The sequence below is a fragment of the Caulobacter sp. genome, assembly GCF_039596335.1.
Classification (GTDB): domain Bacteria; phylum Pseudomonadota; class Alphaproteobacteria; order Caulobacterales; family Caulobacteraceae; genus Caulobacter.
In genome coordinates this window covers 1-25858 of sequence record NZ_JBCNJZ010000012.1, presented here as the reverse complement: position 1 = coordinate 25858, position 25858 = coordinate 1, and the positions used below count along the sequence as shown (strand labels likewise).

23 protein-coding genes and 1 pseudogene are annotated in these 25858 nt (G+C 68.4%); 9 read left to right on the top strand and 15 right to left on the bottom strand.

Features of this window, described 5'->3' with window-relative positions; all coding sequences use genetic code 11:
• The first annotated feature begins 89 nt into the window (after positions 1 to 89).
• Positions 90 to 1757 carry a choline dehydrogenase gene (locus ABDW31_RS22300; protein WP_184717512.1) on the top strand — a complete coding sequence of 556 codons (1668 nt, stop codon included), beginning with the start codon at positions 90 to 92 and terminating at the stop codon, positions 1755 to 1757.
• A gap of 10 nt (positions 1758 to 1767) precedes the next feature.
• Positions 1768 to 2715, top strand: a complete 948-nt coding sequence (locus ABDW31_RS22295) for an aldo/keto reductase (protein WP_184717514.1) — start codon at positions 1768 to 1770, stop codon at positions 2713 to 2715.
• Between the two features lie 8 nt (positions 2716 to 2723).
• On the opposite strand, the gene ABDW31_RS22290 is transcribed toward ABDW31_RS22295, so the two are convergent.
• Complete coding sequence (locus ABDW31_RS22290) at positions 2724 to 3269, bottom strand: PAS domain-containing protein (RefSeq protein ID WP_184717516.1); 546 nt, start codon at positions 3267 to 3269, stop codon at positions 2724 to 2726.
• A gap of 174 nt (positions 3270 to 3443) precedes the next feature.
• On the opposite strand from ABDW31_RS22290, the gene ABDW31_RS22285 reads away from it, so the two are divergent.
• Positions 3444 to 4379: a hypothetical protein gene (locus tag ABDW31_RS22285; protein ID WP_184717518.1), complete on the top strand. Its 936-nt coding sequence runs from the start codon at positions 3444 to 3446 to the stop codon at positions 4377 to 4379.
• Between the two features lie 63 nt (positions 4380 to 4442).
• Here the strand turns inward: ABDW31_RS22285 and ABDW31_RS22280 are convergent, their stop codons facing one another.
• The 8 genes from ABDW31_RS22280 to ABDW31_RS22245 form a co-directional block, all read right to left on the bottom strand.
• Positions 4443 to 7346 (bottom strand): insulinase family protein, encoded by a 2904-nt coding sequence (locus tag ABDW31_RS22280; RefSeq protein ID WP_184717520.1) that lies wholly within the window; start codon positions 7344 to 7346, stop codon positions 4443 to 4445.
• Between the two features lie 96 nt (positions 7347 to 7442).
• Positions 7443 to 8528, bottom strand: a complete 1086-nt coding sequence (locus tag ABDW31_RS22275; RefSeq protein WP_184717522.1) for a DUF2336 domain-containing protein — start codon at positions 8526 to 8528, stop codon at positions 7443 to 7445.
• Positions 8528 to 9157 (bottom strand): hypothetical protein, encoded by a 630-nt coding sequence (locus ABDW31_RS22270; protein ID WP_184717524.1) that lies wholly within the window; start codon positions 9155 to 9157, stop codon positions 8528 to 8530. The genes ABDW31_RS22275 and ABDW31_RS22270 overlap by 1 nt, the downstream gene beginning before the upstream one ends.
• 62 nt (positions 9158 to 9219) lie before the next feature.
• The gene (locus ABDW31_RS22265; protein WP_184717526.1) at positions 9220 to 9978 is read right to left on the bottom strand and encodes an ABC transporter permease; all 759 of its coding nucleotides are present in this window, start codon (positions 9976 to 9978) and stop codon (positions 9220 to 9222) included.
• On the bottom strand, positions 9975 to 10721 hold the full coding sequence (locus ABDW31_RS22260; RefSeq protein WP_343699562.1) for an ABC transporter ATP-binding protein: 747 nt from the start codon (positions 10719 to 10721) through the stop codon (positions 9975 to 9977). The genes ABDW31_RS22265 and ABDW31_RS22260 overlap by 4 nt, the downstream gene beginning before the upstream one ends.
• On the bottom strand, positions 10718 to 11704 hold the full coding sequence (locus ABDW31_RS22255) for an ABC transporter substrate-binding protein (RefSeq protein WP_184717530.1): 987 nt from the start codon (positions 11702 to 11704) through the stop codon (positions 10718 to 10720). The genes ABDW31_RS22260 and ABDW31_RS22255 overlap by 4 nt, the downstream gene beginning before the upstream one ends.
• 78 nt (positions 11705 to 11782) lie before the next feature.
• Positions 11783 to 13843 carry an MASE1 domain-containing protein gene (locus ABDW31_RS22250; RefSeq protein WP_184717532.1) on the bottom strand — a complete coding sequence of 687 codons (2061 nt, stop codon included), beginning with the start codon at positions 13841 to 13843 and terminating at the stop codon, positions 11783 to 11785.
• A gap of 212 nt (positions 13844 to 14055) precedes the next feature.
• The gene (locus ABDW31_RS22245) at positions 14056 to 15891 is read right to left on the bottom strand and encodes an ABC-F family ATP-binding cassette domain-containing protein (protein WP_184717534.1); all 1836 of its coding nucleotides are present in this window, start codon (positions 15889 to 15891) and stop codon (positions 14056 to 14058) included.
• Positions 15892 to 16088: 197 nt separating this feature from the next.
• Here ABDW31_RS22245 and ABDW31_RS22240 point away from each other — a divergent pair, with 197 nt between their 5' ends.
• The 4 genes from ABDW31_RS22240 to ABDW31_RS22225 all read left to right on the top strand — a co-directional run bounded on the left by ABDW31_RS22240 (position 16089) and on the right by ABDW31_RS22225 (position 19869).
• Positions 16089 to 18035 carry a PAS domain-containing hybrid sensor histidine kinase/response regulator gene (locus ABDW31_RS22240; RefSeq protein ID WP_184717536.1) on the top strand — a complete coding sequence of 649 codons (1947 nt, stop codon included), beginning with the start codon at positions 16089 to 16091 and terminating at the stop codon, positions 18033 to 18035.
• A 131-nt stretch (positions 18036 to 18166) separates the two neighbouring features.
• Positions 18167 to 18430 carry a hypothetical protein gene (locus tag ABDW31_RS22235; protein ID WP_184717538.1) on the top strand — a complete coding sequence of 88 codons (264 nt, stop codon included), beginning with the start codon at positions 18167 to 18169 and terminating at the stop codon, positions 18428 to 18430.
• A gap of 168 nt (positions 18431 to 18598) precedes the next feature.
• Positions 18599 to 19129, top strand: coding sequence for a hypothetical protein (locus ABDW31_RS22230; protein WP_343699561.1), 531 nt, complete (start codon positions 18599 to 18601; stop codon positions 19127 to 19129).
• 14 nt (positions 19130 to 19143) lie between these two features.
• On the top strand, positions 19144 to 19869 hold the full coding sequence (locus ABDW31_RS22225; protein ID WP_184717542.1) for a hypothetical protein: 726 nt from the start codon (positions 19144 to 19146) through the stop codon (positions 19867 to 19869).
• Positions 19870 to 19876: 7 nt separating this feature from the next.
• Here the strand turns inward: ABDW31_RS22225 and ABDW31_RS22220 are convergent, their stop codons facing one another.
• The 4 genes from ABDW31_RS22220 to hfaA are packed head-to-tail and all read right to left on the bottom strand — an operon-like array spanning position 19877 to position 23191.
• Positions 19877 to 20527, bottom strand: coding sequence for a DsbA family protein (locus tag ABDW31_RS22220; RefSeq protein WP_184717544.1), 651 nt, complete (start codon positions 20525 to 20527; stop codon positions 19877 to 19879).
• A 33-nt stretch (positions 20528 to 20560) separates the two neighbouring features.
• Positions 20561 to 21742 carry a holdfast anchor protein HfaD gene (gene hfaD / locus ABDW31_RS22215; protein WP_343699560.1) on the bottom strand — a complete coding sequence of 394 codons (1182 nt, stop codon included), beginning with the start codon at positions 21740 to 21742 and terminating at the stop codon, positions 20561 to 20563.
• On the bottom strand, positions 21720 to 22733 hold the full coding sequence (gene hfaB / locus ABDW31_RS22210; protein WP_184723710.1) for a holdfast anchoring protein HfaB: 1014 nt from the start codon (positions 22731 to 22733) through the stop codon (positions 21720 to 21722). The genes hfaD and hfaB overlap by 23 nt, the downstream gene beginning before the upstream one ends.
• 14 nt (positions 22734 to 22747) lie before the next feature.
• Positions 22748 to 23191 (bottom strand): holdfast anchoring protein HfaA, encoded by a 444-nt coding sequence (gene hfaA / locus ABDW31_RS22205; protein WP_184717554.1) that lies wholly within the window; start codon positions 23189 to 23191, stop codon positions 22748 to 22750.
• 185 nt (positions 23192 to 23376) lie between these two features.
• Between hfaA and ABDW31_RS22200 the strand changes: the two genes are divergently transcribed.
• Together ABDW31_RS22200 and ABDW31_RS22195 are read left to right on the top strand one after the other, a co-directional pair.
• Positions 23377 to 24027 (top strand): rhomboid family intramembrane serine protease, encoded by a 651-nt coding sequence (locus ABDW31_RS22200; protein WP_184717556.1) that lies wholly within the window; start codon positions 23377 to 23379, stop codon positions 24025 to 24027.
• A gap of 76 nt (positions 24028 to 24103) precedes the next feature.
• Positions 24104 to 24535 (top strand): CBS domain-containing protein, encoded by a 432-nt coding sequence (locus ABDW31_RS22195; protein ID WP_184717558.1) that lies wholly within the window; start codon positions 24104 to 24106, stop codon positions 24533 to 24535.
• 94 nt (positions 24536 to 24629) lie between these two features.
• On the opposite strand, the gene ABDW31_RS22190 is transcribed toward ABDW31_RS22195, so the two are convergent.
• Together ABDW31_RS22190 and ABDW31_RS22185 are read right to left on the bottom strand one after the other, a co-directional pair.
• The gene (locus tag ABDW31_RS22190; protein WP_184717560.1) at positions 24630 to 25061 is read right to left on the bottom strand and encodes an Rrf2 family transcriptional regulator; all 432 of its coding nucleotides are present in this window, start codon (positions 25059 to 25061) and stop codon (positions 24630 to 24632) included.
• A gap of 361 nt (positions 25062 to 25422) precedes the next feature.
• A pseudogene (locus tag ABDW31_RS22185) lies at positions 25423 to 25858 on the bottom strand (hypothetical protein); the annotation flags it as partial.

Genomic DNA, 25858 nt, shown 5'->3' with positions numbered 1-25858 from the left:
GAAGGCAGAGTTCTGACCCTTGCGCGCGGCGAAAAGCCGGATCACTCTCTGCCTTAACAACGATAACATTCAGGGAGGGCGTCCGGGCCATGGCCAGTGAACGCTATGATTACGTCGTCGTCGGCGCCGGCTCGGCTGGCTGCGTGCTGGCCGCGCGCCTGACGGAAGATCCCAACATCAAGGTCCTGCTGCTGGAGGCCGGCGGCAAGAACACCTCGATCCTGGTGCGGATGCCAGCGGGCGTCGGCAATCTGATCAAGGACAAGGGCGACCAGAACTGGGGCTTCTGGACCGACCCCGAACCCTATCTGGACAATCGCCGCCTGTGGTGGCCGCGCGGCAAGGGTCTGGGCGGGTCCTCGGCGATCAACGGCATGATCTATATCCGCGGCCACGCGCGCGACTACGATCAGTGGCGGCAGATGGGCCTGTCCGGCTGGTCCTATTCGGAGGTGCTGCCCTACTTCAAGCGCTCGGAAACCCACCACGGCGGCGGCGACGCCTATCACGGCGAGGCTGGGCCGCTGCATGTGTCGAAGGGCGAGAGCGACAGCCCGTTCTATTCGGCGCTGATCGAGGCTGGCCGCCAGGCGGGCCACAAGGTCACCAAGGACTTCAACGGCTATCAGCAGGAGGGTTTTGGCCCCTACGACCTGACCATCCGCGACGGCAAGCGGTGGAGCACGGCCATGGCCTATCTCAGCCAGGCGCTGGGCCGTCCGAACCTGACCTGCATTACCGATGCCCGCACCACCAAGATCCTGGTCGAGAAGGGCCGGGCGATCGGCGTGGAGTATGCTGTGGGCCGGGGCGGCGAGCGCCAGGTGGCCCACGCCGACGCCGAGGTGCTGCTGAGCGCCGGCGCGGTGCAGTCGCCGCATATCCTGCAGCTGTCGGGCATCGGCGCGCCAGACGACCTGCGGGCCCATGGCATCGCGGTGACCCATGAGTCCAAGGGCGTCGGCGCCAATCTGCAGGACCACCTGGACGTCTGCGTCTCGTGGACCAGCAAGAACCTGAAGACCGCCTACTCGGCCAACAAGGGCCTGAACAAGCTGGGCGTCGGCCTCAACTACATGATGTTCGGCAAGGGGCTGGGCCGTCAGCAGTTCCTGGAGAGCGGCGCGTTCCTGAAGTCGCGTCCGGACCTGGATCGCCCCGACCTGCAGATCCACGGCGTGCTGGCCATCATGCAGGACCACGGCAAGACGGTGGTCGAGAAGGACGGCTTCACGCTGCACGTCTGCCAACTACGCCCGGAGAGCCGCGGTCATGTAGGCCTGAAGTCGGCCGATCCGTTCGACGATCCGGCCATCCGCGCCAACTATCTGTCCACGGACGAGGATCGCCGCGCCATCCGTGAGGGTGTCCGCATCGCCCGCGAGACCGTGGCCCAGGCCGCCTTCGATCCCTATCGCGCCTCGGAATACGCCCCCGGCGCCGACGTGAAGACCGACGCCGAGCTGGACGCCTGGATCCGCGCCAAGGCCGAGACCATCTATCACCCGGTCGGGGCCTGCCGCATGGGCGTGGCCGGCGATCCGCTGGCGGTGGTCGACGATCAGCTGCGGGTGCAGGGTCTGCAGGGCCTGCGGGTCGTGGACGCGTCGGTGATGCCGACCCTGGTGGGCGGCAACACTAACGCCCCGACGATCATGGTCGCCGAGCGCGCCTCGGACCTGATCCGCGGCAAGGCCCCGATGGCGTCGCTGGACGTTCCAGTGTTCGAGGACGGCCACGCGGTGGCTGCGGAATAGGGAAGACAGGATGCAGCATCGCCCGCTCGGCCGTTCCGGCCTCTCCACCGCGCCGCTGGTGTTCGGCGGCAACGTGTTTGGCTGGACGGCGGACGAGGCGACCTCGCATCGCCTGCTGGACGCCTTCGTCGACGGCGGCTTCAACGCCGTCGACACGGCGGACGTCTATTCGGCCTGGGCCCCTGGTCACGAAGGCGGCGAGTCCGAAAGCGTCATCGGCCGCTGGTTGGCGGCGGGCGGCCCGCGCGACAAGGTGCTGATCCTGACCAAGGTGGCCATGTGGCCGAAACAGCCAGGCCTGTCGGCCGCCAATATCGAGGCGGCGGTCGAGGGGTCTCTGAAGCGGCTGCAGACCGACTATATCGACCTCTACCAGGCGCATCGCGACGACGAGGCGACGCCGCAGGACGAGACCCTGGAAGCCTTCGACCGGCTGGTGAAGGCCGGCAAGGTCCGCGCGATCGGCGCCTCGAACTTCACGCCGGCCCGGCTGAAGTCCAGCCTGGAGACCTCGGCGGCCAAGGGCCTGGCCTGCTACGAGACCATCCAGCCCAAGTTCAACCTGTTCGACCGGGCCGAGGTCGAGGGCGCGCTGGCGGATCTGTCCCAGGCCGAAGGGCTGGGCGTCATTCCGTTCTACGGGCTGGCGGCGGGCTTCCTGACCGGCAAGTACCGCACCGAGGCTGACTTCGCGGGCAAGGCGCGGGCCTCGACGATCAAGCGCGAATACTGGAACGACAAGGGGCGGGCAATCCTGGCGGCGCTGGATGAGGCGGCGGCGGAGGTCGGGGCCAGTCCGGCCCAGGTCGCCCTGGCCTGGATCATGGCCCATCCGGCCATCACCGCGCCGTTGGCCAGCGCCACCTCGGTGCAGCAACTGGACGAGCTGATGGCCGCCGCCCGGCTGGAATTGCCGGGCGATGTCTGGAAGCGGCTGGACGACGCGGGCCGCCTCTAAACTGAGGGTTAGGCGATCCGCCGCCCGTCCAGGGTGGCCAGGCGCAGGCGGGGCAGGTCCTCGTTGCCGTCGCCCAGCGGCTTGATCTCGCGCAGGCCCAGCTCATAGGCCGGGCGCCCCATCAGCCGGGCCATCATGGCGACCGGCTGATAAAGGCCTAAGAAGCGGTCGGTCTCGCCCGACGCGCCCTGCAGCGGGGCGAACAGCACCTCCATCCCCACGCTGGGGACGCCATGAGCGCGAATGTCGGCGGTGACCACGATCGGGGTGCGACGCTTGCGCGCGACGTCCAGGGCGGTTTTCAGCTCCAGACGGTGGGCCAGGGCCCACAGTGACAGGGCGTCGTGGCCCCGCAGATCGCGGGCGTGCAGGTCGGAAACGAAGCCGCCGGCCAGGCGGAACGGCAGTTTCGCGCCGTCGCGGCCCAGGATGAACACCTGCGGCAGCAGCTCCAGGAAGTCGCCCGGATTGATGTCCGTACGGCGCGGCAAGGCGGATTCACCTTTTTTGTCGCGCCAATAGTCTATCAATCGTTCCGTGCTTGGATGGAACATCGTCGTCCCCTTGCGGGTCCATTCGCGGCTGTTTTCGACCGCACGGACCTTGCTGGGAGAACCGGGCCAAGCGCTTCACCGTCCCATTCTGGCGCAAGTCAGGCGGGGCGGACGCCTCGGCCCGTTTCTTGCTTAACCAAAGCGGAACGACCCGATGTGAAGGGAGCCGCCGCGATGAAGGCGCTGAAAATGATCCCGCGTAGGCTGGCGATCGGCCTGGGAACGCTGCTGGGCGGCGTGCTGCTGGGCGGCGCGACCTATGCGGCCGGCTGCACCAGCGGTTGCCCCCCGACGCCGCCGGCGTGCTGCAAGCCGCCGCCGGTTCCGCCGAAGCCCCCGTCGCCGCCTCCGGGCTGCTGCAAGGGCGGTGGCGGCGGTCACAACGTCAACATCCCGGGCGTCAACGTCAACATCGGCGCGACGGTGATCGTCAACGCCAATGCCAACGCTTCGGCCACGGCCAACGCCGGCGCCGGTTCGGGCGCGGCGGCGGGCGCCGGTGCGGGTGCGGGCGTGGTGAATTATTACGGTGGCGGTGGTCACGGCGGTTACTATTCGGGACCGATGGCCACCGGCTATATCCAGGGCCTGAACGTCGAGGGCGGGGAGCAGCGCCGTCGCCAAGCTTATGAAGCCACCCGCACCAAGCTGCGCCGCGTCGTCGTGCGCGCCGTGTGCCTGGACGACCGCGACGTGCCGCACCCGGCCTCGCAGGTCACGCCCGACCGCGAGATCGAGGACGGCTACGACGGCGAGCTCTATCGCTGCATCGCCGGCTCGCGCATGCAGTACGTCGTGGGCGACTACGACGGCCGCATCGACATCAACACCGGTGGCGCCGGCCAGACCTACACCTGCCGCAAGAACGAGTCGCTGTACCACGTGCCCGGCGCCGTGCAGGGGCAGGCCTCGCTGAGCTGCCGTCCGCAACGTCCGGCCCGCGACTGCAACGAGCGCTCGCTGCTGCGTCGCTTCGGCGCCGGCGTGAAGGTGCTGACCATCCTGACCACCGAGACCTACACCGCCTATCGCGAGGAGACGGTGCAGGAACGACAGACCCTGGGCGCCAGCTTCAGCCTGGATGGCGGCGTCGGCGGCGTCGTCTACTAGGATCCGATCCTAGAGCCGGAACTGAAAAGGCCCTCCCGATCGGGAGGGCCTTTTTGCTGGGCGCTATCTGGCGGCTTCGGGTTTGACTAGCAGCAGCCAGGACTTGTCGTCGGCCAGGAAGGTCTTCGCCGCCTTCTGCACGTCGGCCGGGCTGACGCGGGACAGGCCCGCCAGCACCGAGCGGTTGGCGTCCAGTAGGCGCGGGTCGTCCTGGGCGCCGGAGAGGGCGCTCAGCCAGTACTCGTTGGTGGCGCGGGCCTTCTCAATCTGGTCGATGCGCGGCTTCTTGGCCCGCTCCAGCTCGTCGGCCGTGATCGGCTTGTCGCGCAGGTCGGCGGCGATCTCGCGGATCGTCGCCACGACGCCGTCCAGCTGCTCGGGCGGCACTTCCAGGCTGACGGCCAGATAGCCCCAGTTCTTGAACACCACGCTGGCCGTTGACGAGGCCGAGGGCGAGTAGGTCGCGCCCTGCTTCTCGCGCAGTTCGTCGATCAGGCGCAGCTGCATGACCTGGCTGAGGATGGTCACGTCGCGCGAGCGCTGCAGGTCGGCGAAGAGGTCGTCCGTGCGCCAGGCCATGAACAGGGCGCCTTGGTCGGCGCGACCCTTGTGGGTGCGGATCACCGGCTGGGTCGACGGCTCGGGGAACGGAGCTTTCTCGGCGCCGGGCAGCGGAGGGTCACCCGGACGCTTGGGCAGCGCGCCGAAGGTCTCGGCCACCGCGGCGATGGCCTTGTCGACCGTAGTGTCGCCGACGATGACGATCTCCAAATCGCCTTGGGCCAGCGGATTGGCCACGGCGGTCTTCAGCTCGTCCAGCGAGGCGCCGGCGATCTGTTCGCGCGAGGGGAAGGTCCAGCGCTGGTCGCCCACGTGCATCAGCCCGCCCAGATCGCGACCCAGGACGCCACCCGTGGTGCTCTGCAGCTGGTCGTGCAGGGTGCCGTAGCCGGTCTTGACCCGGTTGAAGGCTTCCGGACGCCAGCCCGGCTCTACCGCGTAGGCGGCCAGGACCTGCATCTCGGTCGACAGGTCCTCGGGACGCGTGCGGCCGCTGATCGTGAAGGCGTCGTCCTCGACGCCCAGCTGGGCGTTCCAGATCTTGCCGGTCAGGACGCGCTCGATGTCCTGGGCCGAGATCTGCTTGAGGCCGCCCTCGATGAAGGCCGAGCCCGACCACAGCGGGCTTTGCTTGTCCGACGGCAGGTCCAGCAGGCCGTGGCCCGAGCGCACCTTGACCAGGATCTGGTCGTCGCGGAACTTGGTCGGCTTGATGCTGAGCTTCACGCCGTTCTCGAAGCGCACGAAGACGGCGTCCAGGTCGGTGACGTCCTTCTGGTCGGCGACCTTGCCGGCCGGACCGAAGCTGGAATAGGGCCACACGGTCGCGCCGGGGGCGGCGGGCGGCAGCACCGGCTTGGCTCGGGCGTCCTCGTAGGCCTTCAGCACCGCCTTGTCGCCGCCGTCGATGGCGGTGGGCGCGGCGATGGTCAGCAACGGGCCCGAGCCGGCAAAGGCCGTCTTCAGCACGGCGTTGACCTTCTCGGCGGTCAGGCCCTTCACCAGCTGATCGTAGAAGGCCAGGTTCTGGCTGGGCGAGGTGATAACTTCGCCGTCGTTCAGGGTGCCGACCAGCTGGTTGGCCAGGGCGGGCGTACGCTGGGTAGCCTCGCCGCCGGCGGCGGCGGCCAGCACCGAGCGCAGGGTGGCGATCTCGCGGTCCAGCTCGTCCTGGCGCACGCCGTATTGCAGGACGCGGCGCTGCTCGGCGTCCAGGGCCTCGACGGCGGCCTGCCATTCGGTGGGCTGGGCGGTGGCGGCGAAGGTGGTCACCCGCACCGCGCCGTACTGGTCGTTCTTGAACGCTCCGCCGGCGATGAACGGCGGCTCGGCCGAGCGGCCGATGGCCTGCAGGCGGCGGTTGATGACCGCAAAGCCCAGGTTCTCCAGCATGTCGCGCTCGTCGACGGCCTTGGTCTCCAAGAGGCCATCGGGCTTGCGCATCCAGCTCATCTGCACCGACCAAGGCGCGCCGGCCTCGGTGATGACCTTGGCGGTCGCGCCGCGCTTGGCCACCGGGCCGACGTCGGGAAGCTTGCCCGGCTGGCCCTTGCCGGCCCAGTCGCCGAACTTGCCCTTGATCTTGGCTTCCATGGCGTCGACGTCGAAGTCGCCGACCGCCACCAGCACCGCCCGCTCGGGACGATACCATGCCTCGTAGAAGTCGCGGATGCGCTGGGCGGGGGCGGTCTTCAACACCTCGGTCTTGCCGATCGGGATGCGCTTGGGCGGCAGCTGGCCTTCCATCTGCGCCGATAGGGTGGCGATGGCGACGCGGTAGCCGGGGGTGTCGCGGGTGCGCTGCTCGGACAGCACCACGCCGCGCTCGCGATCGACGGCCTCCTGGGCGATGGTCAGCTCGCCGGCCGCCTCGCGCAGCAGCATCAGCGAGGTGTCGACCGTGGCGTCGTCGGCCTTGGGCAGATCCAGCTGGTAGCTGGTCTGGTCGAAGCTGGTCTGGGCGTTGGTGTCGGCCCCAAACGCCAGGCCGTGGCGCTCCAGGATCTTGACCATCTCGCCCTCGGGCACGTTCTTGGAGCCGTTGAAGGCCATGTGCTCCAGGAAGTGGGCTAGGCCCTGCTGGTCGTCATCCTCCATCAGCGAACCGGCGTCGAACCATAGGCGCAAGCTGGCCTGGCCCGGCGGGGTGGCGTTCTTGCGGATGGCGTAGCGCATGCCGCTCGGCAGCGTCCCGAAGCGCCAAGCCGGATCGACCGCCACGTCGGACAGCGCCTGGGCCCATTGGCCCGGCTTCAGATCGGCGACCTTGGGACCCGGCAGTTCGGCGGGCTCCGGGGCCGTGGCCTCGTGCTTCAGCAGCGGCAGCTTGGGCGAGGGAAGGTGCGAGCAGGCGGCGACCGAAAGGCCGGCGGCGGCGACGAGCGCCAAGCGCGAAGCGCTGATCATCGAGAATCCAGGGCAGGAGTAGACAAGGCGCGCACCTTGACCGTCCGCCATGGCGCAAGCAAGGCGCGAGAAGGGCGGTTTTGTCGCCTGCCGCCGTTAAGCCGCCGCGACGTCGCCGGTCGTGCGGCGCAGGCGCCAGAAGCGGATCGTGCGCAGGGCGCTTTCGCGCGGCAGGGCGGCGTAGAGCTCGCCATAGGCCCGGGCCCGCAGCATCACCTCGTCCGAGGGCTCCAGGATCAGCAGGGCGAAGGTCAGGAACAGCGAGCGGTCGAAGTCGGCCGCCTTGCAGATCACCGACAGGGCGTCCATCTCGCGCCGCTCCAGGATCTTGCGGGCGGTGTGGAAGTCGACGTCGGCCAAGTCGGCCAGGGCCACCAGGAACAGCGTCGTCTTCTTGGCGCGCAGGATGTTGGCCAGCAGCTGCGGCGAGATCTTCGCCTTGGCGCGCAGCGTGCGGAATTCCTTCTCGGCCTCGGCGTGGTCGGGCGGCAGGGCGCCGTCTTCCATGGCCACGCGCTTGCGGCCGGCGGCCAGCGCCGCCTCCAGCATGGACGGATCCATGCCGGCGTTCTTCTCCATGATCCGGTCGCGAAGCTTGGCCTCGACCATGAAGTACATCTCGTTCAGCAGGTCGACCGGCAGGCTGTGGCGGTCGATCACCGCCTCGTGCAGGGCGGGGTTGGCGGCGGCGCGGTCGACGACCGTTTCGTGCGCCTCGCGCGACAGCACCGCGCCCTCGTTACGCAACAGCACGCCCAGGGTGTCGTCGTCGCCGCGCGCCACGATGGCGTCGGAGACGGCGCTGGACACGCTGGCGCGCTGCGAGATGGCGCGCAGGTGGTCCTGGCCCTGGGTGCGGGCCACGTGCAGCAGGTCTTCGTCGGTCAGCGCGCTGGAGCGCAGGATCGGCTCGGCGACGGCGATCGAGTCCGAGGCCAGGGTGCGGGTCAGGCCGCGCGGCGGCGCAGGCGCTTCGCCCAGGCGCTGGGCCAGCTCGACCTTGACGGCTTCTTCCATTTCGCCGGCCAGCTGGCTCATGACGTCGTCGAACAGGCCCATCTCGACGGTGTTGTGACCGTCGCCCTCGAAGAACATGTCGGTGACGCCGCGCAGCAGTTCGCGACGCTTGGCGCTGGACGGCTCATTGGCCAGCGCGATCAGGTCGTGAAGGCGGGACTCCATCACTGGGTGTCGTCCTTTTTGTCCGCTGCCGGCCAGTCGCGGTCGTCACGCGGGCCTGGCTCCTCGTCGGGCGCCGTGGCCGGCGGGCCGACCAGCACCATGCGCGAAGGCCCGGCGGCGGGAATGGGATCGGGTTGCAGGCCGAACTGGCGGCCGATCGAATAGGTGCGGGCCATCGTCTGGCCGGGCTGCAGGGCGCGGGGCGCGGCTGGGGCGACAGGCGCCTGGGCGTAGGTCTGAGGCTGCGGCTGAGCGGGCGCCGGCGCGTCGTAGATGCTCTGCGGCAGGGCGCGGGCCGGGGCCTGCATCGGCATCGGCTGCGGGATCGGCGCGCGGGCGGCCTGCTGCCGGACGGACGCTTGAACGGGGGCCTGAACCTGGGCCGGCGCGCCGCCGCGTGACCACCAGGGCTGGACCTGGGCGGCCTGCGGAGCGGTCGGCGCGACGGCCTCGCGCTTGCCGGTCCAGCCCAGGGTGCGGCCGGCATAGGGCTGGGCGCCGTAGGGCTGCGAGCCGTTCATCGGCGTCGGGGCGCGTTCACGTTCGGGACCGTAGCGGCTCTCACGAACGCCATCGGCATGCGCCACAGTGGCGCAGGCGAGGGCGGCGATGAGGGCGACGGAGCGCATGAACCGGTCCAGGACAAGGGATCTCTCGCTACCAGTCCTAGGCTGCGCCGCTTAATCTATGGCTAACGCCCTCGCCATGAGTTCAAAAGCTTGCGTTCCAAATATTCCATGGCCGCGTGTAGCGTGACGCCTAGTACCGCAAGGGTTAGCAGGGCGGCGAAGACCTTGGCGGTCTGCAATCGGTTGTAGGCTTCCAGAATGCGCCAGGCCAGGCCCTGGGAGCCTCCTGAACCGGCCACGAACTCGGCCACGACGGCCCCGATGACCGCCAGACCGGCGGCGACCTTATGTCCTTCCAGCAAGGCCGGAACGGCGGAGGGCAGGCGCAGGCGCGTCAGGCGCTGCCAGGGCGTGGCGCCATAGAGGTCGAACAGGCGCGCCAGATCCGGATCGACCGCCTTCAGCCCCGAGAGCGCGCCGGAGAAGATCGGGAAGAACGCCACCACGGCGGCCAGGCCGATCACCGCCCGCTCGGGATGGTCGATGCCGGCCCAGATGGTGACCAGCGGCGCGATGGCCACCAGGGGGGTGACCTGCAGGGTCACCGCGATCGGTCGGACGGCGTCTTCCAAGAGGCCGTTCAGGCTGACGGCCAGTGCCAGGCCGCAGGCGATCAGGCTGGCGATGACCAGGGCGACCAGGGCCGTCGACAGGGTCGCCCAGGCCGAGCCCAGCAGCAGCGGCCAGGACTGCGCGAGCGCCGCGCCGATGGCGCTGGGCGGCGGCAGCAGATAAGGCGCGACGCCCAGGGCGCGGCAGGCGATCTCCCAGCCGGCCAGCAGGGCGGCGATCAGGATCAGGGGCGCCAGGATGCGGGTCACGCCGCGCGCTCCATCGCCTTGGACAGCAGGGCCGAAACCGCCTCGGCGGCGGCGCGGACGCCCTCGGTGACGCGGAAACCGGGCTGGCGGACCAGCGGGCCGGCGACGGCGACCTCGCCGGCGATGCGGCCGGGGCCGGGGGTCATGACCACGACGCGGCCGGCCATGTAGACGGCCTCCTCGACATTGTGGGTCACGAACACGACGGCGGGCGCCAGTTCGGCGGTCAGGGCTAGGACGTCGTCGGCCAGGGCGCGGCGGGTGATCTCGTCCAGGGCCGCGAAAGGCTCGTCCAGCAGCAGCAGGCGCGGACGGGTGACCAGGGCGCGGGCCAGGCTGGCGCGCATGGCCATGCCGCCCGACAGCTGGGCGGGCCGGGCGTTGATCGCCGCGCCCAGGCCGACTTGGCGCAGGGCGTCCTCGGCGGCGGCGCGGGCCTGGGCCTTCGCGGTCCCGGCCAGCTCCAGCGGCAGAGCGACATTGTCCCGCGCGCTCAGCCACGGGGCCAGGGTCGGGGCCTGGAACACGACGGCGGTCTCGCCCTTGCCGGTGGCGCGGGTCACGGTTCCGCGCGTGGGCGCCTCAAGGCCGGCCAGCAGGCGAAGGGCTGTGGACTTGCCGCAGCCCGACGGCCCGACCAGCGCTACGACCTCGCCGGGCGCCAGGGTCAGATCGACCGGACCCAGCGCACGGCCGCGGGCGTAGTCGACCTCGACGCCGGAGAGACTGGCGATGGCGCTCATTGGGCCTTGGGCAGGAACTGCAGCGTGTAGGCCTTCTTGTAATCCATGGTCTTGGGGTAGACGCCGGCCTCCGACGTGACCTTGAACAGCTCGGCCCAGCGGGCGTCGGTCATCTGGCCGATCTCGCCGTCCTTGCCGACGATGCCGTACTCACGCATCTTCTCGCGGGCCTGGTCCAGGACGTCCTGGGTCATTTCCGGATTGTCCTTCAGGATCGCCGCGTCACCCGGCTTGGCGTCGCCGTAGAGATAGGACTGCCAGCCCGCCGCCGTGGCCTCGACGAAGGCCTGCACGGCCGCCGGGTTCTTGGCGATCAGGCTGTCGGGCGCCAGGGCGAACGAGGCGTAGGCCGGATAGCCGCTGTCGGCCAGCAGGAAGACCGCCGGCTTGATCTTGCTTTCCTTCTCGATCAGGTACGGCTCGCTGGTGGCGTAGCCCTGCTGGATCACGCGCTTGTCGGCCAGGAACGGGGCGCTGGAATAGTTGTACTTGCGCACCTGGTCGTCGGTGAAGCCGTACTTGGACTTCAGCCAGATCCAGAAGGCGGTGATCGAGGCGTCCGACAGCAGGATTGGCCGGCCCTTCATGTCGGAAAAGCCGTTCACGCCCTGGCCCGGATGGGCGATCAGCACCTGCGGGTCCTTTTGCATGAAGGCGGCCACGGCTTTGACCGGGGCGTTTTCTTTGGCCAGATTCAGGGCGATGAAGCTGTTGGAGCCGACGCCGACATCGACCGCGCCGGCGGCCAGCAGCTGGGGCACGTTCACGGCCGGGCCGCCCTGGATCAGGGTCACATCCAGGCCGCGCTTCTCGTACTCGCCGGTCGCCAGGGCCTGGTAGTAGCCGCCCAACTCGGCCTGGGCCCGCCAGTCGGTGGCCAGCTTCATGGCGGTACGGCCGGCCGGGGCTTCGGCTTTCGGCGCAGGCGAACAGCCGGCGATCAGGGCGGCGAGGCCCAGAGCGAGTAAGGCGCGGCGCTGCATCGGAAGTCCCCCTTGTTCATCGTCAAGTTAGGCGGGGTTGGAGGAGGTTCCAAGTCGGAACCCTCTCATCCAGGCAGGCTACTGCCGGTGGATCCAGCGATCGACCTTGGCGTACAGCACTTCGCGCTGAACGGGCTTGGCGATGTGGTCGACCATGCCGGCGGCGTAGCAGCGCTCGACCTGGCGGGGTAGGGCGTCGGCGCTCATGGCCACGATCGGGGTCTGGCCGGCGCGGCCGCCCAGCGCCTTGATCGCCCGGGTCGCCTGCAGGCCGTCCATCAGCGGCATGTGGATGTCCATCAGGATCAGGTCGTATTCGGCCTTCTGCACCTGCTCGACCGCCTGCTTGCCGTTTTCGGCGACGTCGACCTCGCAGCCGACCAGCGACAGCAGGGCTGCGCCGATCTCCAGGTTCACCGCGTGGTCGTCGACGATCAGGATCTTGGCCGCGCCCGGCGTTGCGGCCTTCGGGCGTTCGGGGGCGGCGAGCTCCTGGGCGCCCGGGGCGGTCAGCTCAAGCCAGAAGCAAGAGCCGCGACCCGGCACGCTGTCGACGCCGATGCGGCCGCCCATCACGTCGACCAGGGTGCGGGCGATGGCCAGGCCCAGGCCCGAGCCGCCATGCAGACGGCTGGTCGAGCTGTCGGTCTGCGAGAAGCGCTGGAACAGCAGGGCCTGCTTGTCCAGGTCGATGCCGACGCCGGTGTCGATGATCTCGAAGCGCAGGCGATCCTCGACCTCGCCGTGCTCGATCACCAGCCGCGCGTCGATGCGGCCTTCTTCGGTGAACTTGACGGCGTTGTTCAGGATGTTGATCAGCACCTGGCGCAGGCGATCGGCGTCCAGTTCGTGCAGGGCTTGGACCGGGTCGATGATCTCGATGTTCAGGGCCAGGCCCTTGGCCTTGGCTTCGGGGGCCATGATCGAGACGGTGTCGCGCAGCAGGGCCGGCGCCGAGGTCGGCTGGGGCAGCAGTTCGATCTGGCCCGCCTCGACGCGCGAGAACTCCAGGATGTCGTTCAGCACGGTCAGCAAGGCCGCGCCGGCGCTGTCGATCAGATTGACCTGTCGGCGGGCGTCGGGCGGAAGGTCGTGGCGGGAGGCCAGCAGTTGGGCGAAGCCCAGCACGCTGTTCAACGGCGTGCGGATCTCGTGGCTCATGGTGGCCAGGAATTCGGTCTTGGCCTCGGTGGCGGCCAGGGCCCGGCTGCGGGCGGCGCGGGTCAGCTGCTCGCGACGCAGCAGCAGGCGCTTCAGCCGTTCCTGTTGCGCCAGCACCAGGCCCGCGGCCAGGCAGGTGTAGAACAGCACCAGGATGAAGATCTGGATCGTCCGGGCCTGAGCCACGGGACCGAGGATGGCGTTGAAGCGCGGCGAGGCGCCGGACATGGCGATCGGCAGGGTGATCACAGCCACGATGATCGAGGCCATGGCCGCGCCGCGCGCGCCCAGGCGGTAGGCGGTGGCCAGGGCGATCGGGAAAATCAGGAACGGCGGCGCGCCCGAGGCCGGGTGGGCGCACAGCAGGGTGACGGCGGCGACGGCGAACAGCAGGGCTGACTGCTCGGGCCACGGGCGCTTGAACGAGCGGCGGTGCTCAGCGTCGATCAGCACCAGGGCGGCCGGCAGCATGACCGCCAGGCCCAGGGCCGAACGCAGGAACCAGTCCAGCCAGCTGTGCGTGAACGGCTGGCCGAAGCCGGCGGCCAGGATCGCCGCGCAGACGGCGGCCGAGACGGCGGCGATCGGGGTGGTGACGGCGGGCAGGGTCGCCAGGGCCCGCATGGTCCGGATCCGCGGCGCGCCGTGCGACAGGCGCAGGCACACGGCCCAGACGGCGAGGGCCTCCAGCGTGTCGAGGAGAGTGTAGAGCACGGCCAGAGCGACGACGTCGCCGGTCGCCAGATCGACGGCGAGGTGAGAGGCCACGAAGACCGTCGCCAGGACCAGGCGGCGCGAACCGTTCAGCGCCAGGAAGCCGGCGGCCAGCAGGGCGGTGGCGGGCCAGAACGCGGCGACGCCCAGGCTGGTGCGGGTCAGATACTCGCTGAACACCTGGCTGGCGACGATCACGACGGACAGCACCAGCAGCAAAGCGGTCTGTCTCTGACGCTCGTGCAAGGCCAGCCTGTGCGGCATGCCGTGTTCGTCCCCCACTCAGCCGCGTTGCGCCGCGGCTATGACGGTTGAGCGAACCCAAGGGGTCGCCTCGACCCGTTCATGAATACGCCCGGGCTGCGACGAGTTGCGAGTTTATCGCCGAATGTGTCGTTTCGCCGCAGCTTGGGCGGGGAGGAGTACACGGTCGCAACTGCAATTCAAGAGGGAGCGCTACCGTGGGCTCGCGGCGGTCAGCCGGCGGCCAGGCCTTCCTTCTTTTCCTCCAGCTCCAGCCAGTCCATCTCGGCCTGCTCCAGATCGGCGCGGGCCTTGTCCAGGGCCTTCATGGTCTTGTCGAAGGCCGCGGGGTCACGGCTGTAGAGGTTGGGGTCGGCCAGGGTCTTCTCGAAGCCGGCGATGATGGCCGGGCTCTTGGCGATCAGGGCCTCGCATTCCTCCAGGCGGCGCTGGTCCTTGAAGGTCAGCTTGACGGCCTTCTTGGGCGGCGGGGCGACCGGCGCGGGCGCCTTGGTGCTGCGGGCTACCGGGGTGAAGGACGAGCCGACGCTTGCCCCGCGGGCTCCCTTGAAGAAGTCGGGGCTCTGGTCGATCAGGTCGGTCCAGCCGCCCGGCGTTTCCAGCACGCTGCCGTGGCCGTTCATGGCGATGGTCGAGGTGGCCAGACGGTCGATGAAGTCGCGGTCGTGGCTGACCAGGATCAGCGTGCCGTCGAAGTCGGCCAACAGGTCCTCCAGCAGGTCCAGCGTATCCATGTCCAGGTCGTTGGTCGGTTCGTCCAGCACCATCAGGTTGGTGGGATTGGCCAGGGCGCGGGCCAGCAGCAGGCGATTGCGCTCACCGCCCGACAGGCTGGTGACCGGCTGGCGCAGCTGAGCCTCGGTGAACAGGAAGTCCTTGGCATAGCCGGCCACGTGCTTGGGCTGGCCGCGCACCAGGATAGAGTCGCCGCCGCCCGGGGTCAGGAAGTCCCACAGGGTGATCTTGTCCGACAGCGCCATGCGGCCCTGGTCGATGTACGAGACCTCCAGATTGGTGCCCAGGGTCACCACGCCGGCGTCCAGCTCCAGCTCGCCCAGCAGCATCCGAACCAAGGTGGTCTTGCCCGCGCCGTTGGGACCGACCAGGGCCACGCGGTCGCCGCGCATGATGCGGGTCGAGAAGTCCTCGACGATCACGCGGTCGCCGAACTTCTTGGTGACGTGCTTGGCCTCGACGACTTTCTTGCCCGAGGTCGCGGCGCTTTCGACGGCCATGAACATCGAGCCGCGCTTGTCGCCCTGCAGCTCTTTCTTCTGGGCGCGCAGGTCCATCAGGGCGCGACGGCGGCCCTCGTTACGGGCCCGGCGGCCCTGGACGCCGCGCGCCAGCCAGGCGTTCTCGCGTTCCAGCACCTTGTTGAGGCGACGCTCCTCGTCGGCCTCGGCGGCCAGCACCTGCTCGCTCCAGGTCTCGAACTCGGCGAAGCCCTTGTCCAGGCGGCGCACCTTGCGGTGCTCCAGCCAGAAGGTGCGCTGGGTGACGCGGTTCAGGAAGGCGCGGTCGTGGCTGACGATCAGAGCGGCGCACTTGGAGCCGGCCAGTTCTTCTTCCAGCGTCTGGATCGCGAAGATGTCCAAGTGGTTGGTCGGCTCGTCCAGCAGCAGCACGTCGGGCTCTTCGGCGAACGCGCGGGCCAGGGCGGCGCGGCGCTTCTCGCCGCCCGACAGGCCTTGCGAGCTCTTTTCCGGATCCAGGCCGAAGTCGGCCAGGGCCGACTGGGCCAGATAATCCTGGGCGCCGCCGGCCGTGCAGTAGTCCAGCAGGGTCTCGCCGGTGATGTCCGGCTCCTGGCTGACATAGACGATCTTGGCGCCCGGCTGGACGGCGCGCTCGCCACTGTCGGCGTCGACGCCCTGAGCGGCCAGGATCTTCAGCAGGGTCGACTTGCCTGCCCCGTTGCGACCGACCAGGCAGGCGCGCACGCGCGGCTCCAGGGCCAGGTCGACGCCGTCGAACAGGGGCTTGGCCCCATCGGCGAGACGGACGTCCTTGAGGGCGAGAACGGGCGCGCGGGTCGGAGAAGCCATGATCTACAGACTTATGAAGCGGAGGAATGTCGCGGAGGTGAGCGGGGTATAGCAGGCGGCGCGCCGAGGGAACGTCTAAATCACCGCCGATCCGACGCCCGGCCATACTCCATTAGGGTGCGATAACCTTGCGCGTTAACAGGTCGCCAAGCGTGACCTTGCTAGCCATCCACCTCACCGGAGCACAAGTACTCGCCTTGCAGTCGAATTCGGACAACTTTGTCTCTTCCAGTGTCGCGATTTCGTCGACCCTGGGGTTCGACCGCCTGCGCCGGCCGATCTGGGTGTTCGACCACGTCCGCAAGCGCAAGGTCTACGCCAACCGCGCCGCCCTGGACCTGTGGGGCGCGGCCTCGCTGGACGAACTGCTGGCGCGCGACTTCTCCGACCAGTCCCAGGCCATCCAGCGGCGCATGGACAACATCGCCACCCGCATCGAAGGCGGGGATGATATCGAGGAGCGCTGGACCTTCTATCCCAACGGCGTTGTGGTGACGCTGGACAGCGTCATCTCGCGGATCGATCTGCCGGACGGCCGATGGGCCATGTTGTTCGAGGGCGCGCCGGTCGCGCCGCCCGCCGAGAAACAGCGCGCCCTTGAGGCTTTAAGGCACACCAGCGCGCTGGTCTCGCTTTACGACGCCGACGGTTATCGCCTGTTCGGCAATCCAGCGGCGATGGCCAGCTATCCGGGAGAGCGCGTGCGCTTCGCCGAGATCTTCGGCAATGGCGACATTGGCGGCGCGCTGTGGAGTTCGGCCGTGGCCGGGGACGTCGTCGAGGGCGCCTATCGCGTCACGACCGCTCAGGGTCCCCGCTGGCACAGCCTAACCCTTCGCCGCACGCCCGACCCGATGACGGGCGAGTCCTGCGTGCTGGTCAACGAAGCCGACATCACCGAGGAGGTCGAGGCCCAATCCGCCTTGGCCGAGGCCCGCGAGCGGGCCGAGACCGCCATGGCCGCGCGCCAGGACTTCCTGGCCAACATGAGCCACGAGCTGCGCACGCCGCTGACCAGCATCCTGGGCTTCGCCGACCTGTTGGCCGCCTCGCGCCTGGACGAGACCCAACGCGAGCGCCTGGACCGCATCCGCGACGCCGGCGCGGTGCTGCTGGATACGCTGAACGACGTGCTGGACTTTTCCAAGCTGGAGGCCGGCGGGGTGAACCTGGAGAGCCGGCCGTTCGCCCTTGGCGCGCTGCTGTCCCAGGCCGTTGGCCTGTTCGAGGCCCAGGCCCAGGCCAAGACCCTGGATCTTTCCCTACGCATCGATCCGGCCTGTCCCGACTGGCTGGAGGGCGACCCCGAGCGGCTGCGTCAGGTACTGGTCAACTTCCTGGGCAATGCGGTGAAGTTCACCGGCGCGGGGCAGGTGACGCTGAGCGCGGCCCTGCTGCAGGGCGCCGCGCCCGGCTCGGCGCGGCTGGAGCTGGCGGTGGCCGACACGGGCGTCGGCGTGCCGGCGACCATGCTGGACCTGGTGTTTGAACGCTTCGCCCAGGCCGGGCCGGAGGTGTCGCGCAAGTTCGGCGGCACTGGACTGGGTCTGGCGATCAGCAAGGAGATTATCGAACTGATGGGCGGCGAGATCGGGGTCGACAGCATCGCGGGGCAGGGCGCGCGCTTCTGGTTCGTGCTGGACCTGCCGATCGCGTCCGCGCCCGAGCTTCCGGCGGACGAGCCGGCCCCGGTCGACGCGCGTCCGTTGAAGCTGCTGGTCGCCGACGACAACGAGGCCAATCGCGAGCTGATCGGCGCCCTAATCCGCGCGGCGGGCCATACGGTCGAGGCGGTGGCCGACGGCGTCGCGGCGGTCGAGGCGGCCCGCGCAGGCAGCTATGACGTGATCCTGATGGACGTGCAGATGCCGCTCATGGACGGCCTGGCCGCCACCCGCGCCATCCGCAGTCTGGCCGGCGAGCCGGCTCTGACGCCGATCATCGCCCTGACCGCCAACGTGCTGCCCGACCAGGTGGCTTTCTATCGCGCCAGCGGCATGGACGATCACGTCGGCAAGCCGATCAGCCCGCGCGACCTGCTGAGCAAGGTCGCCGCCTGGGGCGATACGCGGGGCCGAAACCACCCGGCTCAAGTGGTGTTCGCGAGCGACGCGCCACTCAGGCCTGAAACCCTTTCTGGGTAAGCCTTTGCAAGCTGCGAGGCAGGTTGTCGCAGGCGCCGTTTTTCGCATGTTGGCCTCTCGACACAGGTTTGGGTGCTCGATAATAGATCGTATGCGATTTAATTGGTCGCGATCTTTTGGAGCACAGTTCGATGTCGCGTTCCGCCGCCGCTCTGATCACGCTGACCCTGGTTGGCCTGACCGCGTTCAGCGCGGGGACGGCCAGCGCCGCCGTTCCGGCTGGCGGCCGCCCGGACGTCGCCAACGTCACGTCGGTTCTGAACGAGGGCAAGCGTCCGGAAGGCGCCACCTGCCGCGCGGTTCGCGAGATCATCATCATCGGCGGCGAAGAGGCCAAGATCACCCGCACCCTGTGCCGCGCCGTCGGTTCGACCGCCTTCACCCCGGTCTCGTAAGGCGGGGTCAAACCCCATATCCGGTAGGGCCGCGAGCAGCGTCGCGCGCTCGCGGGGCAAGTTGTCGCATGACCGTCTTTTGGGGCGGCTAGACCTCGACACATGACGGTGTTCGATCGATACCTCGCGTACGATCGAAACGGCTATCAAATGATGGAGCCACGCCCCATGTCGCGTCTTCGCGTCACCCTGGTGTCCCTGGGCATGGCCAGCATCGCCGCCGCCGGCGCGCACGCGGCGCCGTTCCCGCAGAACCTGGCCCAGATCGCCTCGACGGCCGCCAAGAGCGCGCCTTGCGCCGGCGGCAGCGCCGCAATGGGCGCGGGCGTCACTGCCGGCGCTTCGCTGGCCGCCCGGACGGCCGGGATCAAGAACGCCGAAGTCGTCGGTCTGGTGATCGGCGCCCTGCTGACCGACAAGATCGCCTGCCTGCTGAATCCGGGCGAGCAGACCGCTGCCGCCACCGCCACGCAAAGCGCTGTCACCCAGGGCGTCGGCGCCCAGGTGCAATGGACCTCGACCAGCCGTCCGGGCGTCAGCGGTCGTTCGTCGGTGATGAGCGAGACCAAGCGCCCCGACGGCGCCCTGTGCCGCGCTGTGCGCGACGTGGTGATCATCAGCGGCGAGGAAACCATGATCACCAAGACCCTGTGCCGTCCGGTGGGCGCCAGCGGCTTCACGCTGGCCCCGGCCTCGTAGTAGGGTCCTCGGCGATGAAGACATCCGTCCTCCTGGCCGCCTGTTCGCTCGTCCTGTTCGCCGCCGGCGCGGCGCACGCCAACGCACCAGACACCGACAATCCCACCTGTCCCAGCATCCAGAAGGTGTTCGGCCCGCTGTCGGGACCGGTGCAGGTGCAGTCGGCCAAGGTCGACGGTCGCCGCGTGATCAAATTCAGCGGCGCCATCGTGCCCGGCGCGGCCGAAAAGCTGGAGCGCGCGCTGGAAGACAGCCGTGATCCTGTCGACGAGATCTGGATCGGATCCAGCGGCGGCGACGCGGCCGAGGGGCTGAAGATCGGCAAGATGATCCGCGCCATGGGCGTGCCGACCCGGGTGCCCGATGGCTGGGGCTGCGCCAGCGCCTGCAACTTCGCCTTCATGGGCGGGGCGATCCGCACGATCGACACCGGCGCGGCCTTCGCCGTGCACATGTTCACGATCACGGCCAGCGTCGACTATCAGGCCTATGTCGATGTCACCCGCAAGGGGACCGACTCGAACATGACCCTGAACAACATCGCCCGCCGCGAGCAGGCCTCGGCTCTGCTGGCGACCGAGGAGAACGACTTCCTGATCCGCATGGGCATCTCGCGCCGCCTGCTGACCGAGGTCATGTACCAGCAGAAGGCCGACACCTTTTCCGGCAGCGACAGGTCGACCCTGCGCTGCCTGACCGACGAGGAACTGCAGCGCTACAACGTCGTCAACGCGGAGTAGGGCGGCGTCAGGCCGCGGGCTTCTTTTGAGCCGCGCGGACCTTCTGGACCAGGGTCTTCAGCTGGTCGTCGTTCAGAGCGCCCGGCACCAGATAGCCGTTGATCACCAGGCCCGGCGTGCCCTGCAGGTCAAGCAGCATCGCCTCGCGCTCGTTGCGCTTGAGGATCGCGTCGATGTCGCGGCCGTGGGTCTTCAGATCGCGCGTCAGGCGCGGCCAGTCCAGACCGGTCTGCTTGGCCACGGTCTCCACCATCGCCTTGTCGGCGAGACGCGTGGGCGACAGCATGAAGGCCCGATGCACGGCCTCGTAGCGGCCCTGATAGTTGGCCGCCAGCGCCACGCGGGCGGCGTGCTCGGACACGTCGCCGAAGATCGGCCATTCCTTGTGGACCACGGCCAGGCGGCGGTCGCTTTTCAGCGCATTGGCCAGCACCGGCTCCATGCGCTTGCAGTAGCCGCAGTTGTAGTCGGCATACATGATGACGGTGACGTCCGCGTCCACCGCGCCGGCGCGCGGGGTTCCGGGGTCACGCAGCAGATCGGCAAAGCCATACTCGGCCGCCACGGGCGTCCGCGCGGGGGCCTCGGCGTCGGCCGGCCCGCAGGCCGACAGGGCGACGACCGACGCGGCCAGCGCCGCGAACTGACGGAAAAGCATGCGTTACTCCAGAAGCGATCCGGCCAGCCGGCCTCAGTAGGGCGAGCCCACCGTGAAGCCGGCGTTGTTGCCGATCGCGGTCGAGACGCCTGTAACCTGGCGGCCGCTCGACGTAATCGTCGTCGATGACGAGGCGCCGACATTGGCGCTGTTGTTCTGGTTGTTGGTCACGGTCATGCGGGCGTTGCAGCGCGAGCAGGCATAGGCGCTGACCGCATTGCCCATCGCCGTGGCGGTGGTCACCGAGTCATAGCCGTCCTGCCCCTCGAACCGGGCTACCGCCTCGACGCCGCCGGTGTTGGTCTGGGCGTTATCCAGCACGACCTCGGTCCCGACATTGTTGACCTGCGAGGAGTTGCCCATCGCATAGGCCCCGGTCTGGGCCGCGCCGTAGAGATAGGCGTTGCCGTCGGCGTCGCCGCGCACGGTCGAGGTGTTCCACTGGCTGGAGGTGATGTCCAGCAGCGGGCCTTCGTTGTCGGCCGACAGGTTGTTGCCGGTAGCCGTGGCCACGGTCGCACTCAGATAGCTGTTGCCATAGGCGCTGAACTGCCGGGCCTCGGTGAGGGCGGCGGTGTTGGCCTGGTCGGTGATCAGGCGGGCGGCCGACTGGTTGGCGCCGGCCACGTTGATGTTGTTGCCGGTCGTGGTGGCCGTGGCCGCCGCGGAGCCCGAGACATAGCCCGCCGTCGCCACGCCCTCGGACGTGACGTTCGCCTGGTTCGACTGGCTGATCCGGGCGCCGGCCGCGCTGTTGTCCAGGGTCACCCCGTGGGTGTTGCCCATGGCCAGGGTCGAGGCGGTCAGATCGCCGACGCTGGCGCGGTCGGCCTGGACCTGGCCATAGGCGGCGACTTCCGCTGAATTGGTCTGGATCGAGAGGGCCGAGACCGTGCCGTTCGACGCGCCGAAGGCGGCCGAGTTGCCGACCGCGGTGGTGCGCACGGCGCTGGCCGCGCCGGCGTCGGTCTCGATATTGACGACGGTCTTGCCGTAGGCGGCGCCCTGGTTGGTCTGGTCCGAGGTCACCGAGCCGTCGGCGTTGGTCACGCCCACTGACACGCCGTTGGCGTGCGCCAGGGTGCTGGCGGTCACGCCGTCGGTGACGGTCTGGACGTTCAGGGTCTGCTCTGAGAAGATCTCACCCAGATTGATCTGGCTGTTGAGAACCGGGCTGGACCCCGTCGTCTGGCTAGTAGCGACCCCGCTTAGCATCACGGATATCGGGATCGCGGCGAGCGTTCCAGCGAGACGGGTCATCGCGGGTTTGCGCATTGTTCGTTCCCAGATTGTCGTAAGCGGGCGTGAAGGCGCCGGTCTGGCCGACCGTGGCGTCGCCGAACGGGTCGTAACGCAGGCAGCTTTGCGGGCCGGGCATGCCGTACAGGTTGGCGGACATCTCGACGGTGGCGCGCTCGATCAGGGCGCGCACCGCCAGCTGCATGGGCTCCAGCGCCCCGCGACCGGCCGAGATGTCGAACAGGTTGCCATTGAGGAAGTCGAAGACGCCGGCGCTGATTTCGCGGCCGACGACCTGCTTCTGGTAGGAGATGACGTCCACCACCTCCAGCGTGCGGGTGTTCACCATCCGCAGGTCCAGGGCGATGTTCATGATGAAGACCCGGCGGCGGAAGTTGCCCTTCAGCCCGTCGGTGTCCTTGTCGCCGGCATAGGCGTCGATGCCCTGCGAGCGGATGTTGTAGTTCAACTCGGTGATGCCGCCGACCACATAGAAGTCCGAGCCGGGCACCTGGCCGGCCAGGATCTTGCGGAAGTCCGCCGGCGCGTCGGGCGCGGCGTTGGGACGGTCCGAGATCAGCTTGTTGTTGGCGTATTTCAGCTCGAACTCCGACACCGAGGTGTCGAAACGCTCGACCATCGGCATGCCGGCTTTCGCGAAGGCCGAGAACGCCATCAGCGAGGCGCCTTGCGTGACCTTGCGGCCCGAGCCGTCGGACTCTTCCTTGCCAGTGTAGTCGGCGATGCGGCCGATGGCGATGCGCGGGGCGGCCACGTGGTTGGCGCGGGCGTACTGGTTCAGGCAGACCAGGGCCGCCGAATAGTCGGTGGGGTTGGCCGTGACCGGGGCGGTGCCGATCGGCTTGGCGTAGTTGCCGGCGGTCGAGGCCACCGGCACGCCGCCGCAGCCGGCCAGGGCCGTCGCGCCCATCAGGGCCAGGATCAGAGCCGTCTTCTTCAAGGGAATGGGGCGCTTGCTCATCATTGCGCGGTACCGCCCTTCACGACGTTCGAACCGGCCGAGATATTGCCGTTGTTCACTTGGTTCGAGTTGACGATGACCGTGTTGTTGTTGCCCTGGGTGATGACCGTCAGGTTGTTGCCGATCGCGGTCGAACCGGCATAGCCGCCGATACCGCCCACGCCCGAATAGGCGTCCAGCGAGCCCGAGCTGCGGCTCGACGAATAGACGCTCTGGTCCGCGCCGGTCAGCATGACGCCGTCGACGATCACCCGGTTGCCGTTCACGTCGCGGGTCGAATAGTCGACCATGCGGTTTTCCTGGCCCGAGCTGCGGCCATAACCGGCGTTGAACGAGGCCGAGTTGGTCGACATCGATTGCGCCGCGGCGATGCCGCTTGCGCTCATCGCCACGACGACGGCCAGGGCCGCCGCGCGCGTCTTCTTTTTGCGATGCCAGGCCATCAGAGGCTCCGAGAACTGTCGACGCGGGGTGACAAGCAACGCCCGTGCCAAAAAGATACAGCCTCACACCTAGCCCCAAGGTCTCGAAAAAATGGTTAAGGGTCGGGACGACGTTCACGCGACGCGACGATGGGTCTCAAGCCTGGCCCTTCGCATCGCCGCGAAGCAGCCTAGATAAGAGAGCAATGACGACCCAGCGCCCCGAGCCGATCTTCAACGCCCCTTGGCCCGCCTTGCTCGCGGCGGCTTCCATCCTCGGTTCCCACCTGCTTCTGATGTCGGCCAGCCAGGAGACGATCGTCTCTCTGGCGCTGATCCCGCGCGACTTCTGGGAAGGCGCCTGGACGGGCGTTGTGACCATGATGTTCGTACATGATGGCTGGGTTCACGCTCTGATGAACGCCGCCTTCGCCCTGGCCTTCGGCGCGCCGCTGGCGCGGACGCTGGGACTGAACGGCCGGGGAGGGGGAATCTTCTGCCTGTTCTATCTGGCCTGCGGCGTCGCCTCGGGCGTCGGCTACGCAGCGCTGCATCCGGAACGGACGGCGGTCGTGGTGGGCGCGTCGGGCGCGGTGTCGGGCCTGATGGGCGCAGCCGCCCGGGTGATGGACAATCCCGGCCAGGTCGGACCGATGTTCGGGCCGCGCGTGCTGTCGCTGGGCCTGGGCTGGCTGATCGTCAATCTGGTGATGGCCGTCACCGGCAGCCTCCTGACCATGGGCGCGGGCGGGGTGGCCTGGGAGGCGCACCTGATCGGCTTCATCGCCGGCGTGCTGATGCTGGGACCGTTCGCGCGCTGGGCCGGGCCTGTTGGCGAAGCTTTCGAGCCAGACTGACCTAGTTTTCGTTCCCCATTGATCATGGGGCGTGTTTGCGAGACCCTTGTTCTCCAGAGAAAAGGGAGAACGCGCAGTGCTGGTATCTCAGATCCTCAAGACCAAGGGTGACCTCGTGTTCACGGCCTCCCCCCAGGAGACCGTCGGGGCCGCCGCCGCTCTACTGCATACGCGCAAGGTCGGGGCCATGGTGGTGGTCGACGACAAGGAGGCCGTCGTCGGCATCCTGTCCGAGCGCGACGTCGTGCGGGTGATCGCCAAGGAGGGCGCCAGCGCGCTCACCAAGCCGGTCGCCAGCTGCATGACGGTCAATGTGGTGTTCGCCGCGCCGGACGAGACGGTCGACGCCCTGCTCGAGCGCATGACCGACCGCCGCATCCGCCACCTGCCGGTGGTGCGCGGCGAGCGGCTGGCCGGGATCATCTCGATCGGCGATCTGGTGAAGTACAAGATCAGCGAGACCCAGGCCGAGGCCGACGGGCTGAAGGCTTATATCTCGGCGGGCTAACGCCCGCATGTGATCGTCGCTATCGCTTCGCTGCTTGAGCGACGATCACGGGAGAGGCTGGGCGCTCTATATCGCTCTATATAGAGAGAGCGTTTCAGCCGCCGATCAGCTCAGCGCCGGCGCCTTGGGCGGCGTCGGCGACGCTGTAACCTTCCAGCACCGCGGCCGTCGCGTCGCGCGCGCGCAGCAGCGCCTCGCGCAGGGCGCAGGTCGCCAGGTCACGGCAGTCCTCGCAGCGGCGGAAGGCCGTGCGACTGACGCACGGGGTCAGGGCCAGCGGGCCGTCGACCAGGCGGATGATCTCGGCGAAATTGATCTGGTCGGCCGGGCGGCCCAGCACATAGCCCCCGAACTTGCCGCGCCGACTGACCACCAGGCCCTCGCGCGCGAGCGATAGAAGGATGGCTTCCAGGAACTTGCGCGGCGCGTCGGCGCGCTCGGCCAGTTCGCCGGCGGTTACCTGCCCGTTCTCGCGAGCCAGTTCGATCATCGCGCGCAGGGCGTAACGCGCCTTCTGGGACAACATGGACGCCGGTCACCTTATATAAGCGTCGCGTGGCGGCATCTCGCTCAAGCAGCGAAGCGGTAACGAGACCACGCATCTCGCTCAAGCAGCGAAGCGATAGCGAGGCCACGAGAGTGCTCAGCCTTCTGAGGGAGGCGAGGCCGCGAGGCAAGTCCCCCTGCTGGCGACAGGGACATTTCGGGTGACGTCGTTCATGCACAGCCGAATGGGGCGCCTGGGGATGGAATGACGATTCCGTGGTTGCGGGGGCGGGGAGGGGTCTCTAGAAGCCGCCCCTCGCTTCGGGGCAACGGCCCGCCGGACGGAACCTTCGCCCTCAGGGGCTTGCGTTTCTGAAAGCAGATCGTTAGGTTCCGCAGCCTCAATCGAATCCTTTCGAGCTTGCGGCGCTCCTTCGTGGCGCGCCTCGGGTAGTTTTTGCGCTCTGAAGCGACCCTGGTCGTGATGGTGTTGAAAATAGAAAGGTCGGTTGACTCAGGAGTTCAGCTTCATTAGAAGCCGCCCTCCTTGAAATGCGAAGAAGATCGAAAGATCTCCCAAGTATTTCAAACCGGAAGAGCTGATTATTCTTCGAAATAATTGCTTGACTGGTTTTGGTGGTTTCTTTAGAAGCTGCCAGCTCTGGCGGATCCGGTTTTTGGGTTTCGCTGGTTGGGTCAGAAAGTTTTGGAAAAAACGATTTGACACGGAATTCGAGGTTGGATAGATAGCCGCCTCCGCCGACACCGGGCGCTAAACGAGTGGCTCCGCTGAGAAGCGGTTCGGGTCTTTGACATTGTTGATTTGGAAAGAGAAAC

Bases quoted from the DNA above. Each gene is read 5' to 3' on its own strand.
- ABDW31_RS22300 (WP_184717512.1), top strand. From the start codon at position 90: ATGGCCAGTGAACGCTATGATTACGTCGTCGTCGGCGCCGGCTCGGCT.
- ABDW31_RS22295 (WP_184717514.1), top strand. From the start codon at position 1,768: ATGCAGCATCGCCCGCTCGGCCGTTCCGGCCTCTCCACCGCGCCGCTG.
- ABDW31_RS22290 (WP_184717516.1), bottom strand. From the start codon at position 3,269: ATGTTCCATCCAAGCACGGAACGATTGATAGACTATTGGCGCGACAAA.
- ABDW31_RS22285 (WP_184717518.1), top strand. From the start codon at position 3,444: ATGAAGGCGCTGAAAATGATCCCGCGTAGGCTGGCGATCGGCCTGGGA.
- ABDW31_RS22280 (WP_184717520.1), bottom strand. From the start codon at position 7,346: ATGATCAGCGCTTCGCGCTTGGCGCTCGTCGCCGCCGCCGGCCTTTCG.
- ABDW31_RS22275 (WP_184717522.1), bottom strand. From the start codon at position 8,528: ATGGAGTCCCGCCTTCACGACCTGATCGCGCTGGCCAATGAGCCGTCC.
- ABDW31_RS22270 (WP_184717524.1), bottom strand. From the start codon at position 9,157: ATGCGCTCCGTCGCCCTCATCGCCGCCCTCGCCTGCGCCACTGTGGCG.
- ABDW31_RS22260 (WP_343699562.1), bottom strand. From the start codon at position 10,721: ATGAGCGCCATCGCCAGTCTCTCCGGCGTCGAGGTCGACTACGCCCGC.
- ABDW31_RS22255 (WP_184717530.1), bottom strand. From the start codon at position 11,704: ATGCAGCGCCGCGCCTTACTCGCTCTGGGCCTCGCCGCCCTGATCGCC.
- ABDW31_RS22250 (WP_184717532.1), bottom strand. From the start codon at position 13,843: ATGCCGCACAGGCTGGCCTTGCACGAGCGTCAGAGACAGACCGCTTTG.
- ABDW31_RS22245 (WP_184717534.1), bottom strand. From the start codon at position 15,891: ATGGCTTCTCCGACCCGCGCGCCCGTTCTCGCCCTCAAGGACGTCCGT.
- ABDW31_RS22235 (WP_184717538.1), top strand. From the start codon at position 18,167: ATGTCGCGTTCCGCCGCCGCTCTGATCACGCTGACCCTGGTTGGCCTG.
- ABDW31_RS22230 (WP_343699561.1), top strand. From the start codon at position 18,599: ATGTCGCGTCTTCGCGTCACCCTGGTGTCCCTGGGCATGGCCAGCATC.
- ABDW31_RS22225 (WP_184717542.1), top strand. From the start codon at position 19,144: ATGAAGACATCCGTCCTCCTGGCCGCCTGTTCGCTCGTCCTGTTCGCC.
- ABDW31_RS22220 (WP_184717544.1), bottom strand. From the start codon at position 20,527: ATGCTTTTCCGTCAGTTCGCGGCGCTGGCCGCGTCGGTCGTCGCCCTG.
- hfaD (WP_343699560.1), bottom strand. From the start codon at position 21,742: ATGCTAAGCGGGGTCGCTACTAGCCAGACGACGGGGTCCAGCCCGGTT.
- hfaA (WP_184717554.1), bottom strand. From the start codon at position 23,191: ATGGCCTGGCATCGCAAAAAGAAGACGCGCGCGGCGGCCCTGGCCGTC.
- ABDW31_RS22200 (WP_184717556.1), top strand. From the start codon at position 23,377: ATGACGACCCAGCGCCCCGAGCCGATCTTCAACGCCCCTTGGCCCGCC.
- ABDW31_RS22190 (WP_184717560.1), bottom strand. From the start codon at position 25,061: ATGTTGTCCCAGAAGGCGCGTTACGCCCTGCGCGCGATGATCGAACTG.